Origin of the sequence: Phormidesmis priestleyi ULC007, from assembly GCF_001895925.1 — a bacterium.
GTDB lineage: Bacteria > Cyanobacteriota > Cyanobacteriia > Leptolyngbyales > Leptolyngbyaceae > Phormidesmis_A > Phormidesmis_A priestleyi_A.
The window spans coordinates 36,302-52,814 of the sequence record NZ_MPPI01000005.1; the positions used below are offsets into that span (position 1 = coordinate 36,302).

The window sequence follows — 16,513 nt, forward strand, 5'->3', positions numbered from 1 at the left end:
TCATGCCACTTCACTCAGACCAGGCGGCGGCTTCTAGCGGGCAGCAGGTGACGGAGGTGTTGAAACGGGCGATCGCGACTTCAATCACGTCCAAACTCATGGCACCTGCCAAAGAGAGGAAAGGACTAACGATTTTTAATCACAGCACGAGCGCTCTCTATATCGACTTCGGAGCTTCGGTTTCGCTGACTGATTTTGCCGTTCGCATTCCATCCGGCGGGTATTACGAGATGCCGTTCGTCGTCTCCACAGACGTACGGGGCATCTGGGAGCAAGGGCAAGGCAAAGCATTTATTAGGGAGATGATTTAATTTAATGGCTCTTTTCAACCCCACGGCGATCGCGGCTCCATCAAGCAGCGCGGCGATCGGAACACCCACAACCGTTGCATCTGCAATTACCAGCAATATTCTTCTAGCGACAAATGCAGCTAGAAAGGGATCGACTATCTATAACAGCAGTACTTCAAGGCTCTATATTTCCCTTGGCTCTGTCGCGACGGCGGCGGCGTTTACAGTACTGCTAGAGGCGGGGGGCTACTATGAAGTACCCTTCTGGTTTACGGGCAACATTCATGGGATCTGGACAACGGCAAACGGCAACGCTTTGGTCACGGAGTTGACGTAATGCCCGTTAGTAATCCGGCTCAGACATCGACGATTCCAAACTTGCAAGAATACATCGTGGATTCTGTAGCTCAAGCGCTGCAATCCTCGGACATCACCATCAATTACGATGACGCTGCCGGGGTGATTCAATTAGCGGCACCTCCGACCGTAGCGGGTGACTGGGACGCGATCGATGCGACGGTATGGGATGCCCTACAGACCACGTAAAACGGAGATCTAATGCCTGTCAATGTCGATAATATTGCCTCATTGAAATCGGTCGGTGCCAATACAAAGAAACTACGCTGGGTTGATTCTGAGCGATCGTGGTTTCAATCCGATCCAAGCGCTACGAACCCAGGCGATGATGTCAATATCGTTGCTCCCAACACTGGATCGGGTCGATGGCTTAAGCAGTTCTCCGTCAACTCGAATAATCAAGGGCTGATCTGGCAGTCTGTCACCGCAGAAACCACCCTTTCTGCTAACTCTGGCTATTTTGTGGATTTATCTGCGAGTAGCGGGAACGTCGATCTCACTCTTCCCTCGTCACCCGTGGCGGGGCAAGTGATCAGCCTGATTTATATGGGTGCGACTTCTTTGCTTAAAAAGGCGATCGTGCGGCGCAATGGCAAACTGATTAGTTCAGGCGCGATCGACCTACAGATCTACACACAAAATCAACGCCTCACCCTGACTTATGTCAGCGCTGCGGTGGGTTGGTTTCCAGAGAGTGCAAGACCTTTAGAGTTCTTTCAAGCCAGTGCTATTTTCACGCGCCCCGCGACTACAACCGTTGCTCAAAATGGCATCCTCAACTATCTAGGCACCAACTTAAACACGGGCAGTTATTTAAATCCATTCGTGCTTAGCACCAACCCGCTTCGACCCAGACGCGCTATATTTTGCGCTCGATTGGCGTGGACTAATGTGGGGACAGCTATTTTGATGGCTGATAAAAGTACCACTGCTACTATTGCAAATCGAGCTGATCCGGCGGCTGATTCTGCTAGTTTTTTCATTCTCTTCTACAACTCGGAAACCAAAGCACCCATTCAGATCAAGCTGAGTTCTCTCTATATTCAATTTGCGAGTACGGGGGGAGTCTACACCCCTAAAACTTTCAATATTCGAGGAGCCAAGAATTTAGGGGTAAACCTTGCTTTGTCGGATGTAGAGGCAAAAATTGCCTCTGCTCAGTCCCTTTTACCTCAGCAAGATTCCAGGATTCTGATTTCTCCTGAATGGGTCAGCCTAGCAACCTTTACGGATGCCAACAGTGGGCTTAGTGGCAACTATTACGGCAACTCAGGAGCCAACGCTACAGTGAGCAAATTTTACGATCTGAATGCGGCTGATTTTTATCCGGCTTATATGATCACCTCGCTGCCTTCAGTGGTGAATGGCACGGCATTCGAGGGGTGGGAGATCAGGCAGATGGAACTCTATGGGGAGGTGATCGCAGCATGAATCCCCAATTTGATACGAAAACTCTCATCTCACTTGCTACTTTTCTGGCTGGTGCCGGATCGGCCGTATGGGGAATGGTGCGCTTCTATGCGGATGGCGAAAAGAAGCGCTATGCAGCAGAGCGAGATTTTACGCATCTGAGAAATAATCAGGATCAAATGAGGCAATCCATTCAGGAGCTGACAAAGGAAATCGACGAACTGAGCGACGACATGAAAACCCTCACAGCAGTGTTTAACGTTATGCTGGCTCAACGAGGGGAAAGTGTTTCGGGTATTTTGGGCTATAAAAAAAGAGATTGAGATGAACCCAGTTCGGCGCATTGATCCATGCGAAGTCGCGATCGTCCGCACGGCGATCCGCGAAACTCTCAGCAACCCAACCTTGATGAGCTATGACAGACGGGCGATCGTGTTAGCGCTCGAAGAGTTGCTGACTGATCTGAAGCAACGGCTGTCGAGCGAGAATTCCGATACATTTGTAGCAATGAAGAATTTGTGAGAGAGGGCGATCGCGCTCCTCTCCCGTGAAATCCTTCTATCTCCACTCAGAGAAATAAGCAACTTTACTAGAGATTAAGGTTTCGTGGCACTCTTAATACGCAGTTTTGCTAACCTTATGTCTTCTTCTAAGCGTCAAAAGAGATCGAACTTGATTTTTTGGTGTGCAGTCTTGGGCATGACCTACTTCAACGCTTTTTCTAGTTTAGATATCGACTCTGGTCTGAGAAATGGGTTAGCGATCGTGCCCATTTTGCTGGGATTGGGACTGGTGCAGTACCTTCAGAAAAAATCGTCTCCCGTTCCGCGATAGACGCTTCCGGGTGAATGATCTGCATTAATTTCAATGACTAAATCGCAAGCTTGAATGAGTGGCGTGATGAATAATTCGGGGTGGAGCGATCGCCAGAAGTATTCAACAAATTCGTCGATTTCTGCATCTGACATACCCGGTTTACCTTGAGCAATCATCTGATGCTCTGCTTGCTTGCGCCACTGCTTACTGAGTCGATAATCAGGGACATGGAGCACAATCAAACGGTCTACTTGCTGCCACAGCGGGAGATAATCGCGTAATCGAGTATTCATATCGTGGGCAAAGGCGCGATCGAGTTCTGTCAAAATTGGTGCAGGTGCCGTTTCAAATAAAGCTGGATCGATCGGACGTGCACCCACAAACCAGCCCTCGAACAGAACAATATCAGCCTTTGAAATCGCTTCTGACTGAGCGCGATCGCCCGCTCCATTCCACAGCGATTTGTCAAAGCGGGGAATGTTTACGGGTGAATGGTTTTGTTTGAGTTGGGTTAATACTTGCAGTCCAAGTTTGAGATCATGAGTTCCAGGAGGCCCACGACGAGCTAAACGTGGATCTTGAGATTGAAGGACTTGGCGATTGGTATAAGTCAAATACAAATCATCTAAAGATAAGCTAACGGTTGAATATCCCAAATGACTCAAAATTAGGGTCAAGATGGCTGTGAGAGTTGTTTTTCCGGTTCCCTGTCCGCCTAAAAATCCTTGAATTAGGGGCTGCATCTGCTGCTTACGCCAATCAGCAATCTGAATCGCCAAGGGCAACCACAAATCCCAAAGAGTTTCATTGAGAGCCGTTTCAAGCTTGAGTTTTTGCTGGCAAAATTTAACAAAATCAGGATAGATTGCTTTAAATAATTGAAGTCTAAAATCAATAATTGGGTTAATATTTTCGGTGGTGATACCAAACGCTTGAGCGCGTTGTTGATCCTGTAACGCTAAAGTTGAAAGAGATAGAGCAATTTTATCGATCGGTTTTTCTTTAATAAGATTCTGCAAAAGTTGACTTAGAGAATCCATAAGATTTAGGGCTAAAAGATGAGCATGAGTCTACTATCATCTAACCATAAAATATCGCGAGAGGGTCAAAGGACTCTCCCGCGATCGTTCACAAAAGCAATTTTCTAAAGCTAGATTACTTCAGAGAACATCAATAAACAAGCACTACTTTTTGGCGCTCATTTCATCTTGAATCTTGCTCTTTGCAGCTTTGAATTGAGTCGCCAACTGCTCACTTTCTGCGCTGCTGAAGTTGTCACGAATGGCAGCAAAGTAAGTGCTTTCTTCTTGACGGACGTGATCCATCACGATATCTTTTAGGCGATGAATCGCATTCATGAAATCTTCAGAAGATGGATTCAAAGAACGAATTTGATCCAAGAGCACCTTCATTTCGGCTTGCTCATCATAGAGTTCTTTAAGGTCGCCGTCGGGATATCGGCCTCGAACTGCGGGATAAGCAACTTCCTCTTCAGCGCGAGAATGAGCATTTAAATCTTTGTAGATTTGACCAAAATATTCCTGCCGCTTTTGAGGATCTTGAGTCGCGTCAATCTGCATAAACAGGGTATTTACCTTCTGGTGATCCATCCGAATCACATCCTGAAGATTCATGTCAGACTTGTCGCTGGTTTGAGTGATGACGCTACCCACAACGCCTGTCAGCGCAGCAACCGAGTCTTGCACCCGTGCCCACAGTCCTTGATCGGCCTCCATTCCAGTTAGTTCACGAACCCCTAAAACCTCTAGAACGCCTTTGAGTTGCTCTTGGTGAGCACGGTTTTCAAAGTTGATTGTGTTAAGCGGAGTGATAGCAGCCTCCACATCAGCCCCAACTTTTTGAGCCGCTTTGTGAATCACAATTCCGGTCATCACTTGTTGGTGCTTTAAAAGCTCATGCTGAAAGACTTTTTCATAAATGGTCAGCTTAGATTCTGACATCAATTGATCAAGTTTCTTGACCATTTCACTGACGGTTTCTTTGGGTTCTGACTTCACGCCATATTGCACCATCACCGTATCTAAAACACCCAAGTTTTTTTGATCATCTTTGAGCATGTCTCTCAAACGATCGGCAATGTCACTGTCATTTACAGCCGAGATAAATTTTTGCTCGTTAGAGATTAGAAGCTCTTGAACCGCCTTCATATCAGAAAGCTTCATGGCGATCGCCATACGCTTTGTATCATCAAGTGTCATTACCATTTTTCCATTCTCCAATGAGCGATAATTGAATCGGCCTTTGTCTTATCTCTTAAAGGTTGGCATAGCGATCGGGTTCGTTCATCCTTCTGTTGGCTGACTCAAACAGACTGCTTAACGAATTCATGATCTGACTCTAGAGGGAGAAGAAACTTAATGTCAGTCAAGACAAATTACGATCGTAAAATAATTGCAGAAGTAAGGCGGCTCGTCCCGATTCAATCACAGGGTGGTTTGATACGATCGGGCTTTTGTCTGCTTGAGTTCTTGAATTTCTCGCTGAAGGTGGTTTATCCATTCTTCTTGCTGCTTTTGCACACAGCGCAGATTGACCTGGTGTTCAACGCGAACTAAAACCTCTTCAACGTGGAACGGTTTTGTAATGTAGTCAACACCGCCTACCTGAAAAGCTTGGACTTTGCTCGCAACATTGTTAACAGCGCTCACAAACAGAACTGGAATTTTTTGAGTTGAGCGATCGACCTTAAATTGTTCACAAACTCCATAGCCGTTGATATCAGGCAACACCACATCTAGCAAAACTGCATCGGGGTGAAGACGTTGGACGCTTTCTACTGCCTCCCTACCATCATTTGCGGTGTGAACTCGATAGCCGTGATAGTTCAACACAGTCGTCAACAAATGGCGACTAGCAGGTTCAGCATCTACAATCAAAACGCTTCTGAGGTGAGGAGTTTTTTCGAGGTTGTGGCTAGAGTGGCGATTTGGGTAAGCCAGTGTAGTGTTGCCATGAAAAGTCATAGAACCAGCCAGCCCCTTAAGTTCGCAACCTAATAGCCCAAAAATCTGTTTCTCGACGTTCTGAAGGTCTTGTAGGTCTTTAACACTGGCTTGGCTAAGAGACTGATGTAGCAAAGCAAGTCGCTCGATTTCAAACATCACCGAGTCAATTTTTTGCGCTTTGACATACAGGTTGGCAAGAATCTCGCCCAAGTTTGTGTTGGCATCTGCTTTTTTGCCGATGCTGTCAACGACTGGAAACGTCAAACGATCGTGATGCTGATGGAGAAGTCTACGGATGTAGTAAGTTATTGCAGGCGCAAGCTGTCGTCGCATGGGTCAGCCAGTGATAGGTCGATGAACGGAGGCAACGGTGTAATGCCAAGAGCACCCTGATAAAGAACCGATTAGGCTTCCTGTCGTCGATATACGGGTAGCATTAGTCACCTATTATATAGTTTTCCCCACTTTGCACAACCTTCAACACGATGGCTAACGATCTTTAAACGGTTCCTATGTTTCTCTTTGTCTCAAAACTGCTGCCTCTGCTTTTTTACCCCTTGGGGTTGTCATGTTTATTACTAATAGTGGCGTTTTTACTGTTGTGGAAACGTCCTCGACTGGCTGCAATTCCGATCGTGGCAGTGTTGCTGATTCTTTTGCTGGGCAGCAACGCTAGGGTGAGCGATGGGTTAGCGCGATCGCTAGAGTTTCAAAATCTCCCCACCGAGTTGCCCAAAACAGACGCGATCGTAGTCCTCGGTGGATGTACGGAGTCTGCCGTAGCGCCGCGTCCTTGGGTGGAAGTTAGAGAAGAGGGCGATCGAGTGCTCTATGCTGCCAAACTCTATCGAGACGGAAAAGCTCCGCGTCTCATTCTGAGTGGCGGACGCATTGATTGGCGCAGGAGTGGCAGCGCCGAATCTGAGGATATGGCAGTTTTGCTGGAGCCAATGGGCGTTCCTCGGTCGGCGATGCTGCAAGATCCTAGCTCACTCAACACGCGTGAGAATGCGGTCAACGTCAAACAAATTATGGAGGCTCAAGGAATTCGTCGGGTGTTGCTGGTGACTTCTGCGATGCACATGCCGCGATCGCTGATGATTTTTAGGAAGCTGGGAATGGAGGCGATCGCGGCTCCCACAGACTTTACATCCACCCAGTTTGACCCACAGCAAGTCAATACTACAGAAGCCAACATTCTTGATGCTCTGCCTGATGCTGACCAACTTCGACGCACCACCAGAGCTTTAAAAGAATATGTCGGAATCGCCGTATATTGGCTGCGAGGATGGGTTTAGTCTGTCACTATTTGCATCAGCGATCGCAGTGCCTCGCTCAGATAGCTTCTTAGATTAGAGGCTTTCTCATCTTTCATCAACTTGAAGTAATCTTCATAAAACTGACGGGGATCGGGTGACTGCGAAGCGAATGCATTTTTACTTTCGCTATCTCAATCAGGTCGGTTTCTGAAAGCTTTGTATCGGAATATCACAATCTCAGCTTTTTGTTAATAAGTGTTGCGACTACTTGATGCCTTTGTTAAGGTGTGCAGGTTCAGTGATGACGGGTTGATTCTCGTCTTTAGGAGTTGTGTCTAATGCTTTACACTCTCGACTCTAACCCCACCTTCTGAATCCCAGAATTGGCTGTAGGAGCGAACCACAGCAAAATATCGATCGGAGCAACAGGCACTCAACTTAAAGCCCCACTCAAAGACTTCTCTCAGTTCTTTGCCCCTTCTATCAGTTTGGCAAAGGCTGAGAGCACTACAAAAGCCCAAAATTGGAGGCGTTAGCATGAATATTCAAGGAAAGACCGTTCTCGTTACGGGCGCTTCTCGTGGCATTGGACGGGCGATCGCGCTGGAACTGGCTCGACAAGGAGCGCAACGGCTGATCTTAGTGGCACGAACCCATCAACGTTTAGTCGAAGTAGCAACTGAAATCGAAGCCCTGGGAGTTGAAGCGGTTCCGATCGCTTTAAATCTGGCTCACCCGGTAGAAGTCAACATTGCCGTTGCTCAAGCTTGGCGCGATAACGGGCCGATTCATCTTCTCGTCAATTGTGCAGGGGTTGCCCACCAAACGCCCTTCTTACAATCACAACTGCCTCAAATGCAAGAAGAGATTGCCCTCAATCTCATGGGGATGTACACCATCACTCGTCTAATCGCTCGACGTATGGCAGTGCAACGACAAGGCACGATCGTCAATGTGTCGAGCCTCATGGGAAAAATTGCCGCTCCAACGATGGCGACTTATTCCGCAACCAAGTTTGCCATTTTGGGATTCACTCAAGCGCTGCGGGGAGAACTTGCAGCCCATAACATTCGAGTCATCGCGCTGCTGCCTTCTCTGACTGATACAGAAATGGTTCAGAACTTTCAGTGGTTTCGATGGGTCATGCCGACTACGCCTGAAAAAGTGGCTCAAACCCTGATTGTGGGACTCGAAAAGAACTCGCCAGAAATTTTAGTAGGATGGCAAAGTCATCTTGCAGTGTTGGGCAACCGCCTGATGCCCTGGCTAGTTGAAAACGTTTCACGATTAGCAGCCCCCCTTTCCGAAAATCGTCAGGCACTCGACGCAAGACTCAGAGAGGCTAGAGCAGATTCTCATTAAACCCTTCTAATCGAGAGTTTCAAGGTTTCGCTCTTGAAACATCGGCAACAAATTGCATTCACGATAGCCTCCTAGACCGCGGAGGCTCTTTTTATATAAGAGGGGGTTTGGGAACTGGCTATCTGCTCTTAATTCTGCAAATGCTCAAGCCAGACTTCTAGATCCGTTAGCTGCGTGAAGTCGAGCAAGGCTTCTCCTAACGCTTCTAGCTGATTGAGTGGAAGCAAATTAATTTGTGCTTGGGTGTCTTTTGGCAAAGCTCCTACTTGACGATCGAGGAGACGCAGAACGAGCGATCGGGCTTCTTCTTGTCTGCCTTCTTGCAGAATATCTTGATAGTTTGTAATCCAGTTTTTGATAGCGCTGCAACTACAACAAGGCGGAAATAATCACCGCGCCACCCGCTATCCCTTCAAGCTTCACCCGTAAATCCTGTATTAATGACTGCTCTCACACTCTTGAGACGCTTATTCTCACCAACTATTGCGATCTGAATGACTGCCTCACGATTTGCGGTTACGTTCCCTAAAATCATCGTGATTCAACCGACCCAGAAAAACCAATCCGATGAACAGCGCGATGCCCGATTCGCACAAACCAAATTTGAGCATTAGGATGGTGAGCGAGTAAGAGGTCTGAAGCGGTCAAGCTGTTCTTGGCAACCTCAAAGGCTCCCATTTCGATATCGATCGCCACAATTTTGCCATGATTACCTGCTTCAACTTGTGAACGCACACTTGATTCGTAAGATTGCGTCCGCGTTGAGCAAATTCTTCTTTGCTGTATCGTGATTGTCGGACTTCCACAAAGGTTGCTCCTGTTTGCGTCTTACTAATTGAATTGTAGACGGTGTGCGCTTAGGACATACCTTTAAACTGCCTGCTTTACATAACAAAAGGGCGAAAGTATTCTTTCACCCTTTGCCAACTTAAAAATTAGATTTCGCGAAAGCTAGGAAAAGATCTTTCCAACTTTCATAGCAGCTTGCACAGCTTTTGAGGCAGGAAACACAACCTCAGCAACCATAAGAGCGATCGGAGCCGCTTTATAAGTAACTTTCTACACTTGCTTAAAATGTTTTGGCTTTACCTTAAATCCCATTTTCTGACTCTCTTGTTTACGGTGTGTAAATTAATACTAATCTACCTCAGTTCCTACGTAAATAGAAGAATATTCAATCAGAAATAGCCGTACTTGCCATGTAGAGAGGAAACAAGTAAAGGTGATTGTGAGGGGCAAAATTTTTGATCTCACTGTGATATCGAAAGACACAACCTTTTTCCACAAAAATGAACTTGAAACAATAATTGCCTACGTAACCATAGTGCAGAGGACTAATGCAGCATTCTCTGACGCTAACTGACATAACGCCAATACAGCAAGCTCTACAACCCACTATTCACGTCCAAAGTTATGGAAGATTTTGTCATCGCGATTACTGCGGTTTTGGCGTTGTATTTAGCGTGGAACCTTGGCGCAAACGATGTTGCCAACTCAATGGGCACCTCTGTTGGCTCCAAAGCAGTCACCCTCAAACAAGCCCTAATCATCGCGGGGATTCTGGAATTCACCGGGGCGGTTGTCTTTGGGCAAGAAGTCTCTGCAAAGTTAGCAACTGGAATTGTCGATCCCGCTTTGTTTGCTCAAACGCCTCAGATTCTATTAGTCGGGATGGTTTCCGTCTTGATTTCGGCTGGGGTTTGGCTCAACATCGCCACACTTTTCGGCTTTCCGGTGTCGTCATCTCATGCAACTGTAGGCGCGATCGCCGGATTCGCGTGTGTTGCCCTCAGCCCCAGTGCCGTTGATTGGTCATCGATCGGCATAATTTCACTGACGTGGATGATTACTCCTCTAATTAGTGGCACGATCGCCGCTCTCTTCTACAGCCAAATCAAACACTGGATTCTTGATCAGCCCGACCCGATCACCCAACTTCGAGAATGGATTCCCTGGCTAAGTGCCGCTCTGATGGGCATCTTTGGCGTAATTGTCTTGCCAACGTTGAGCCGACCTCTTCAGAGGATTTTGCGCGATCGCTTCGAGCTAGACATTCCGGCTCATGATTTGCCGTTGCTGATCGGGAGCGGCGGCGCGATCGCGCTAACTCTTATGATCTGGCGAGAGTTAGATCAAAACACCCAAGCCAAAATTCAAAACCCTGAACCTTTACTGGCTCGTTTTCAAGTCCTGAGCGCTTGTTTTGTGGCGTTTGCCCATGGCTCAAATGATGTCGGCAATGCTGTTTCACCTTTGGCAGCGATTGTTTATATTACTCAAACTAAGTCCGTTCCGCTGCAAAACTTTCAGGTTCCCTTGTGGATTTTGGTTCTTGGCGGCATCGGGATCGTTGCTGGATTAGCCGTGATGGGAAAGAAGGTAATCGCCACGATCGGAGAAGGCATTATCGCACTTCAGCCCAGTGGCGGATTTTGCGCTGAGTTGGCAACCGCTGCAACGATTTTAGTGGCATCTCGATTGGGTTTGCCCGTCTCCACGTCTCATGCTCTCGTGGGAGGGGTCGTCGGTATCGGACTCATTCAAAGCTTAAAATCAATTCAGTTTAAAACCTTGCGATCGATTGGTTTAACCTGGTTAGTTACCATTCCGATCGCGGCTGGGCTAAGTGCCACAATTTTCGCCGTCGCTCAGTTTTTGATCACAACCTATTTCGTGCAGATCTTGTAATTTATGGGGAACAATAGCAAACAAGGAAATGAAAGCTTTTGTGAAGACTAAACGATGATTTGTGCACTACAGGCTAGAGGATAGAAATTCAATGGGTGAGGATAGTCGATCGAACCCCTCAGGGAATGAGAATGCTAAACCAGAAAAATTTGGTTTGGGTTCAGGCACCCAGGATCTAAAGGAACTGCAACACAACACGGCCAATGAATTGTCTCAAGATGTGACTCGGCTGCAAATTGAGAAGATGCAGCTAATTCAAGATATTGCAAACCTGCAAGCCCGATATCAGACCCTACAAACCCATTCACAAGCCCTCGAAGCGCAGCCCATTCCACTAGAATTTCCTGCCGCTCCTTTGCCGCTCAACGCAGAACCTCGTCTGCGGTCTCAGCTTCAGATCGGGCTATGGTTTGTGTTGATCTCTACCTTGGCGCTGTCGGTTCACAATGTGGTCGTCAAAATCATTATTGGCAGCCCGATTAGCTTGTTGGGACTGATGCCTTTTGGCGGGTTCATTCAGCCCAGTCTTGGCAACTCGCTGCTAATTTTATGGATGCGAATGCTGATTGTGGTGCCCTTGATGGCTACGATCGCCGCATTTATCTACCCACAAGTTTGGAGAGACATCAAAAAATTGGTGCTTGATCGCGATCGTCGGGCGCTGTTTAACGTGATTGGCAGTGGTGGCTTTTTGTTTCTGTCGCAGGTGTTGATCTATATTGCGATCGGGCAAATCGGCCCTGGCCCTGCCGTCACAATTCTATTTATGTATCCGTTAGTAACCGTGCCGTTAGCGTGGTGGCTCTTTGGTGATCGTCCGACTCGGTTACGTTTAGCGGTGATGGTGGCGATTTTGGTAGGCGTGATTATGGCGGCACTGCCCAACTTAGCAAGGACTAGCATGGTGACTTCTGGTGGAGTCTTTGCGGCTATTTTGGCAGGAATTGCGTTTGCGTTTTATCTGATCTTTATGCAGCTTGGCTTTCGTAAACTGCATCCCGTTCCGGTGAGTCTGGTGCAGTTTGTCACGATTCTGTTTTTGTCGAGCCTCAGCCTGACGCTGCCGCTCCAGTTGGGAGTCGTCATCTTACCCGAAAAGCGGCTAGGATTTTTTGTCGGTGGGTTGGTTTTGGGCGCATTAACGCTAGTCGGCTATCTGAGTAATAACTTTGGGGTGCGGTATCTGGGCGCGGCCCGATCGTCGATTATTGCCTCTAGCGGCCCGGTGATCACAGCAGTTTTGGCGGCTATTATCATTCATAGTCAATTGCAGCAGGTGCAAGTGTTTGGCATTTTGCTGGTGACGATCGGGGTGACTGCTCTCAGCTTTGAGCGGATGCGACTCGTGAAAGCCACAAACCCTATCAAGCCAGAAACCGCGAGTCGATAGAAGTCAAAGAGAATTTATCGGTTAGCGGCGATCGAGATTGCCACCCCTATCAACAAAATCATTGCTCCGATAAGCACTTGGATTCCTGGCACTTCTCCAAACAGCACCAATGCCAACCCGCTCGACGCAACAGGCTCAAACAAAGTTAGCACCGATACCAACGTTGGAGACACCCAGCAAACCGCCCAATTGAGGCTAGTGTGTCCGATGAGCTGAGGCACGATCGCCATCAGCAAAATCAATCCATAAGTGAGCGGTGAATAGCCCGTGTAGGAAGCTCCCGCAAGCAAGGGTAAAGGCAACAGTACGATCGCTGCCACACTGTAAGCGATCGTGACATAGCTCCTCACATCTAAATCCCGTCGCTGTGCCTCTCGTCCTAGCAAAAGATATAAACTGGCTGTCCAGGCTCCGACCAATGCCAGCCCATTGCCTAAAAGCGGATTCGTGCCTGTCGCCTCAGAAGTCTGCCATCCGATCGTGATGCCGCCAATCAGCGCGATCGCGATGCCTGCTAGCGTGACCCGGTTGGGTTTCTCGCCAAACCACCGCCACGAAAGCAACGCTACCCAAATCGAAGTCGTCGTGACGATCGTGGTAGAAGCCGCGATCGACGTATAAGACAGCGACGTAATCCAGGTGGCAAAGTGAGCGGCAAGCGCAACTCCGGCGGCTGTTGCATAGCGCCATGCCGATCGAGTGGGAGGGTTGCGACGAATAGTTTGCCAGGTAGGAAGCAGCACCCCAGAAGCAATGATTAACCGAGACGCAGCTAACACTAAACTAAATCCGACGGCCGAAAGCTGGGCTTCACGAGTCGCCAACCGAACTAAAACTGCTGCGGTCGAAACTGCCAAAATTCCGATCGTTAAGACCAGCACAGTTTGCCAACCCGTCGGCTGAGTGAAAAATTTCATGATGTTATGTCAATTTCAAAAATAATTGCAACCGATCAAACGGTGGTAGGGACATGGCACTGCCGTGTCCTCATGCGAATCTGTCACGTCAATCAAATCGGTATGTCAGTCGATCGGGCCTGTTTGAAGATTATTTACCCATGTCGTACGGTTTTCCGATCTAATCTTAATTAGCACTCTGCCTTAACGAGTGCTAAATTTCTAGGTAGAGAACTGGGAAACTGAATATGGCAAAGATTGTTGTCTTTAAAGATGAAGCTCGTCAGTCGCTTGAGCGTGGAGTAAACGCTCTTGCCGATGCTGTGAGAGTCACGCTGGGTCCCAAGGGGCGCAACGTACTGCTAGAAAAGAAGTTTGGCGCACCTCAAATCGTCAATGACGGGGTGACGATCGCCAAAGAAATCGAACTCGAAGACCCGCTCGAAAACACAGGTGCGGCGCTGATTCGTGAAGTCGCCTCTAAAACCAAAGATTTGGCTGGAGACGGCACTACGACCGCAACGGTGCTTGCCCAAGCGCTAATTCGTGAAGGCATGAAAAACGTAGCGGCAGGGGCTAACCCAGTCAGCTTGAGACGCGGCATTGAAAAAGCTGTCGCCAAGATTGTCGAAGAAATCGCAGCCGTGGCCAAGCCTGTTGAAGGCAACGCGATCGCCCAAGTGGCAACCGTTTCTTCTGGCGGTGACGAAGAAGTCGGGGCGATGATTTCTGAAGCGATGGATAAAGTCGGCAAAGACGGCGTGATCTCGGTCGAAGAATCAAAGTCTCTCGCCACCGAGATGGATTTGGTTGAAGGGATGCAGATCGATCGCGGCTATCTTTCCCCTTATTTCATCACCGACACTGAGCGTCTGATCGCCGAATTCGAGAATGTCGCGATTTTACTCGCAGACAAAAAGATTGGCTCAATTCAAGACTTGATTCCGGTCTTGGAGAAGATTGCCCGCGCGGGTCAACCTCTGCTAATCATCGCCGAAGACATTGAAGGAGAAGCCCTGGCTACGCTGGTAGTTAACCGTTTGCGCGGCGTACTAAACGTGGCAGCGATTAAAGCTCCTGGCTTTGGCGAACGTCGCCGATCGATGCTGCAAGACATTGCCGTTCTCACCAATGGTCAGGTGATTTCTGAAGAAATGGGCTTGAGCCTGGATACGGTGACGTTAGAAATGCTGGGTTCTGCTCGCAAAGTCACGATCACGAAAGATACCACCACGATCGTGGCAGGTGGCGATAATGCGGCTGACATTCAGAAGCGAGTCGCTCAACTGCGGAGTGAAATGGAGCGCTCTGACTCCGACTACGACCACGAAAAAATTCAGGAGCGAATTGCGAAACTCGCGGGTGGTGTCGCGGTGATTAAAGTCGGTGCCGCTACCGAAACCGAACTCAAAAACCGCAAGCTTCGCATCGAAGACGCACTCAACGCCACCAAAGCGGCAGTCGAAGAAGGCATTGTTCCGGGAGGCGGCGCTACGCTGCTTCACTTAGCTGTCAAGCTCGAAGCGTTGAAAGAAACCTTGATCGATGAAGAGGCGATCGGCGCAAACATTGTGATGAAAGCGTTAGAAGCGCCTCTGAAACAAATCGCCGACAACTCAGGGGTTGAAGGCTCTGTCGTCGTCGAGAAAGTGCGTGGTTTAGACTTCAACATGGGTTACAACGCGCTAACCGACACCTATGAAGACTTAGTAGCTGCTGGAATTGTCGATCCGGCAAAAGTCGTCCGATCGGCGCTGCAAGATGCGGCTTCGATCGCAGGTATGGTGCTGACTACAGAAGCGCTCGTCGTCGAGAAACCTGAGCCGAAGTCTGCGGCCGGTGGTGGTGCCCCTGATATGGGTGGTATGGGCGGCATGGGCGGCATGGGTGGTATGGGCGGCATGGGCGGCATGGGCGGTATGGGTATGATGTAGTCCCCACTTAAATTAATTTGAAAGGGGTCGATCGTGTAGCGCGCTCGGCTCCTTTTTTAACGTGAATTCGACGGCTTCGTTACAGTTTGTCGTGCCCCCTAAATCCCCCAAGTTTGGGGGACTTCAAGCCAAAATTTCCGGTTCAAAGTCCCCCAGAATGGGGGATTTAGGGGGCAGAAGCCGCTGACAACGCAGCGAAAAAACTCGTCGAACTGACGTTTTTTTAGTGCCCAAAGGCGAACACACCTGCTTCCATTTGTTCATACCAATTTCGGAGGCAATTGCGATCGATCGTTCAATCCGACGGGGCACGGCATGCCATGCTTTTTGTCCGGGCATGGCACTGCCGCTCTCATGCGGATCTGCCGCCTTCACAAATCAAATGGGTATCAACGCTGATGGGTAAAATTTCAGTTACGCCTTCGTTAATTTGCTGTATCAAAGCAAGCTTCGTTTCTTCAACTTGGACATAGCATCTTCAGCCGCCTGTTTTTCTGCATCTCTCTTGTTACGACCTTTCCCTTCACCGTAAAGTTTGTTGCCCACATAAACTCTAGAAGCAAACTCAGGAGCATGGTCTGCTCCACCTATTTGTTCTGTGACATACTTCGGAATTGTTGCATCATTCGCCTGCGCGAATTCCTGAAACTTGTTTTTTGAGTCTACATTTGAGCGAACTATCATCACTTCTGGAGGTACAGAGTTAAACAGTTGTTCGACTAAAGGACGCAATGCTTCAATATCTCGATCGTGGTCTAAATAATAAGCTCCAACGACTGCCTCGAAAGTGCTGCTAAGAAGATTCGGATTTTGATAGCCACCATCGCGGATTGCACCTTGCCCTAATCGCATTCTGAAATCTAGACCAACCTCAGTGGCAAATTTAGCCAATTGTCTTTCGTCTACGAGTGCGGCTCGTCGTCGGGTCATTTCATCTTCTCCCAGTTCAGGATGAACCCGATAAAGATACTCGCCACTCACGAAATTGAGGATTGCATCACCTAAAAACTCCAGTCGCTCGTTGTCTCCATTTTCTCCAGGATTTTCATTGACGTAGGAACGATGGGTGAGCGATCGACGCAGAAGTTTCTCGTCATTAAACATCAAAAGTTTGTGCATTTTTTCTGGTTGTATTAACTAAAAAC

19 protein-coding genes are annotated in these 16,513 nt (G+C 48.3%); 12 read left to right on the top strand and 7 right to left on the bottom strand.

All coding sequences use genetic code 11. The annotated features are described in order from the left end of the window. The first annotated feature begins 2 nt into the window (after positions 1-2). The 7 genes from BRW63_RS06085 (at position 3) to BRW63_RS29475 (ending at position 2,891) form a co-directional block, all read left to right on the top strand. A complete protein-coding gene (locus BRW63_RS06085; protein ID WP_083582748.1) occupies positions 3-311 on the top strand; it encodes a hypothetical protein in 309 nt (102 codons plus the stop codon). A gap of 4 nt (positions 312-315) precedes the next feature. Beyond that, positions 316-627: a hypothetical protein gene (locus tag BRW63_RS06090; protein ID WP_073070026.1), complete on the top strand. Its 312-nt coding sequence runs from the start codon at positions 316-318 to the stop codon at positions 625-627. Then, positions 627-836: a hypothetical protein gene (locus BRW63_RS06095; protein WP_073070027.1), complete on the top strand. Its 210-nt coding sequence runs from the start codon at positions 627-629 to the stop codon at positions 834-836. Before BRW63_RS06090 ends, BRW63_RS06095 begins: the two co-directional genes overlap by 1 nt. Before the next feature lie 12 nt (positions 837-848). After that, a complete protein-coding gene (locus tag BRW63_RS06100) occupies positions 849-2,078 on the top strand; it encodes a hypothetical protein (protein ID WP_073070028.1) in 1,230 nt (409 codons plus the stop codon). Next, positions 2,075-2,380, top strand: a complete 306-nt coding sequence (locus tag BRW63_RS06105) for a hypothetical protein (RefSeq protein WP_073070029.1) — start codon at positions 2,075-2,077, stop codon at positions 2,378-2,380. The genes BRW63_RS06100 and BRW63_RS06105 overlap by 4 nt, the downstream gene beginning before the upstream one ends. 1 nt (position 2,381) lies before the next feature. After that, positions 2,382-2,579: a hypothetical protein gene (locus tag BRW63_RS06110; protein WP_073070030.1), complete on the top strand. Its 198-nt coding sequence runs from the start codon at positions 2,382-2,384 to the stop codon at positions 2,577-2,579. A gap of 177 nt (positions 2,580-2,756) precedes the next feature. Continuing rightward, the gene (locus tag BRW63_RS29475) at positions 2,757-2,891 is read left to right on the top strand and encodes a hypothetical protein (protein WP_262983526.1); all 135 of its coding nucleotides are present in this window, start codon (positions 2,757-2,759) and stop codon (positions 2,889-2,891) included. On the opposite strand, the gene BRW63_RS06120 is transcribed toward BRW63_RS29475, so the two are convergent. The 3 genes from BRW63_RS06120 to BRW63_RS06130 all read right to left on the bottom strand — a co-directional run bounded on the left by BRW63_RS06120 (position 2,861) and on the right by BRW63_RS06130 (position 6,172). Next, positions 2,861-3,913, bottom strand: a complete 1,053-nt coding sequence (locus tag BRW63_RS06120) for a glycerate kinase (protein WP_073070032.1) — start codon at positions 3,911-3,913, stop codon at positions 2,861-2,863. The two genes, BRW63_RS29475 and BRW63_RS06120, sit on opposite strands and share 31 nt — an antisense overlap. Before the next feature lie 144 nt (positions 3,914-4,057). Beyond that, entirely contained in the window at positions 4,058-5,092 is a 1,035-nt protein-coding gene (locus BRW63_RS06125; protein WP_223257308.1) for a hemerythrin domain-containing protein, read from the bottom strand. A 225-nt stretch (positions 5,093-5,317) separates the two neighbouring features. Further along, complete coding sequence (locus BRW63_RS06130; protein WP_083582750.1) at positions 5,318-6,172, bottom strand: response regulator; 855 nt, start codon at positions 6,170-6,172, stop codon at positions 5,318-5,320. Between the two features lie 251 nt (positions 6,173-6,423). Here BRW63_RS06130 and BRW63_RS06135 point away from each other — a divergent pair, with 251 nt between their 5' ends. Together BRW63_RS06135 and BRW63_RS06140 are read left to right on the top strand one after the other, a co-directional pair. Then, positions 6,424-7,137: a YdcF family protein gene (locus BRW63_RS06135; protein WP_317615800.1), complete on the top strand. Its 714-nt coding sequence runs from the start codon at positions 6,424-6,426 to the stop codon at positions 7,135-7,137. A 498-nt stretch (positions 7,138-7,635) separates the two neighbouring features. Beyond that, the gene (locus BRW63_RS06140) at positions 7,636-8,460 is read left to right on the top strand and encodes an SDR family NAD(P)-dependent oxidoreductase (RefSeq protein WP_073070036.1); all 825 of its coding nucleotides are present in this window, start codon (positions 7,636-7,638) and stop codon (positions 8,458-8,460) included. A 128-nt stretch (positions 8,461-8,588) separates the two neighbouring features. Here BRW63_RS06140 and BRW63_RS06145 read toward each other — a convergent pair whose 3' ends face one another. Together BRW63_RS06145 and BRW63_RS06150 are read right to left on the bottom strand one after the other, a co-directional pair. Continuing rightward, on the bottom strand, positions 8,589-8,819 hold the full coding sequence (locus BRW63_RS06145; RefSeq protein ID WP_083582751.1) for a DUF4351 domain-containing protein: 231 nt from the start codon (positions 8,817-8,819) through the stop codon (positions 8,589-8,591). 172 nt (positions 8,820-8,991) lie between these two features. After that, positions 8,992-9,195 carry a hypothetical protein gene (locus BRW63_RS06150; protein ID WP_317615801.1) on the bottom strand — a complete coding sequence of 68 codons (204 nt, stop codon included), beginning with the start codon at positions 9,193-9,195 and terminating at the stop codon, positions 8,992-8,994. Between the two features lie 678 nt (positions 9,196-9,873). Here BRW63_RS06150 and BRW63_RS06155 point away from each other — a divergent pair. Both BRW63_RS06155 and BRW63_RS06160 read left to right on the top strand, forming a co-directional pair. Next, complete coding sequence (locus BRW63_RS06155) at positions 9,874-11,148, top strand: inorganic phosphate transporter (protein WP_073070038.1); 1,275 nt, start codon at positions 9,874-9,876, stop codon at positions 11,146-11,148. A 91-nt stretch (positions 11,149-11,239) separates the two neighbouring features. Continuing rightward, positions 11,240-12,538: a DMT family transporter gene (locus tag BRW63_RS06160; RefSeq protein ID WP_073070039.1), complete on the top strand. Its 1,299-nt coding sequence runs from the start codon at positions 11,240-11,242 to the stop codon at positions 12,536-12,538. A 14-nt stretch (positions 12,539-12,552) separates the two neighbouring features. Here the strand turns inward: BRW63_RS06160 and BRW63_RS06165 are convergent, their stop codons facing one another. Further along, positions 12,553-13,455 (bottom strand): DMT family transporter, encoded by a 903-nt coding sequence (locus tag BRW63_RS06165; protein ID WP_073070040.1) that lies wholly within the window; start codon positions 13,453-13,455, stop codon positions 12,553-12,555. Between the two features lie 227 nt (positions 13,456-13,682). Here BRW63_RS06165 and groL point away from each other — a divergent pair, with 227 nt between their 5' ends. Then, positions 13,683-15,368: a chaperonin GroEL gene (gene groL, locus BRW63_RS06170; protein ID WP_073070041.1), complete on the top strand. Its 1,686-nt coding sequence runs from the start codon at positions 13,683-13,685 to the stop codon at positions 15,366-15,368. 438 nt (positions 15,369-15,806) lie between these two features. On the opposite strand, the gene rnc is transcribed toward groL, so the two are convergent. Beyond that, on the bottom strand, positions 15,807-16,487 hold the full coding sequence (gene rnc, locus BRW63_RS06180; protein ID WP_073070043.1) for a ribonuclease III: 681 nt from the start codon (positions 16,485-16,487) through the stop codon (positions 15,807-15,809). Between the last annotated feature and the right edge of the window lie 26 nt (positions 16,488-16,513).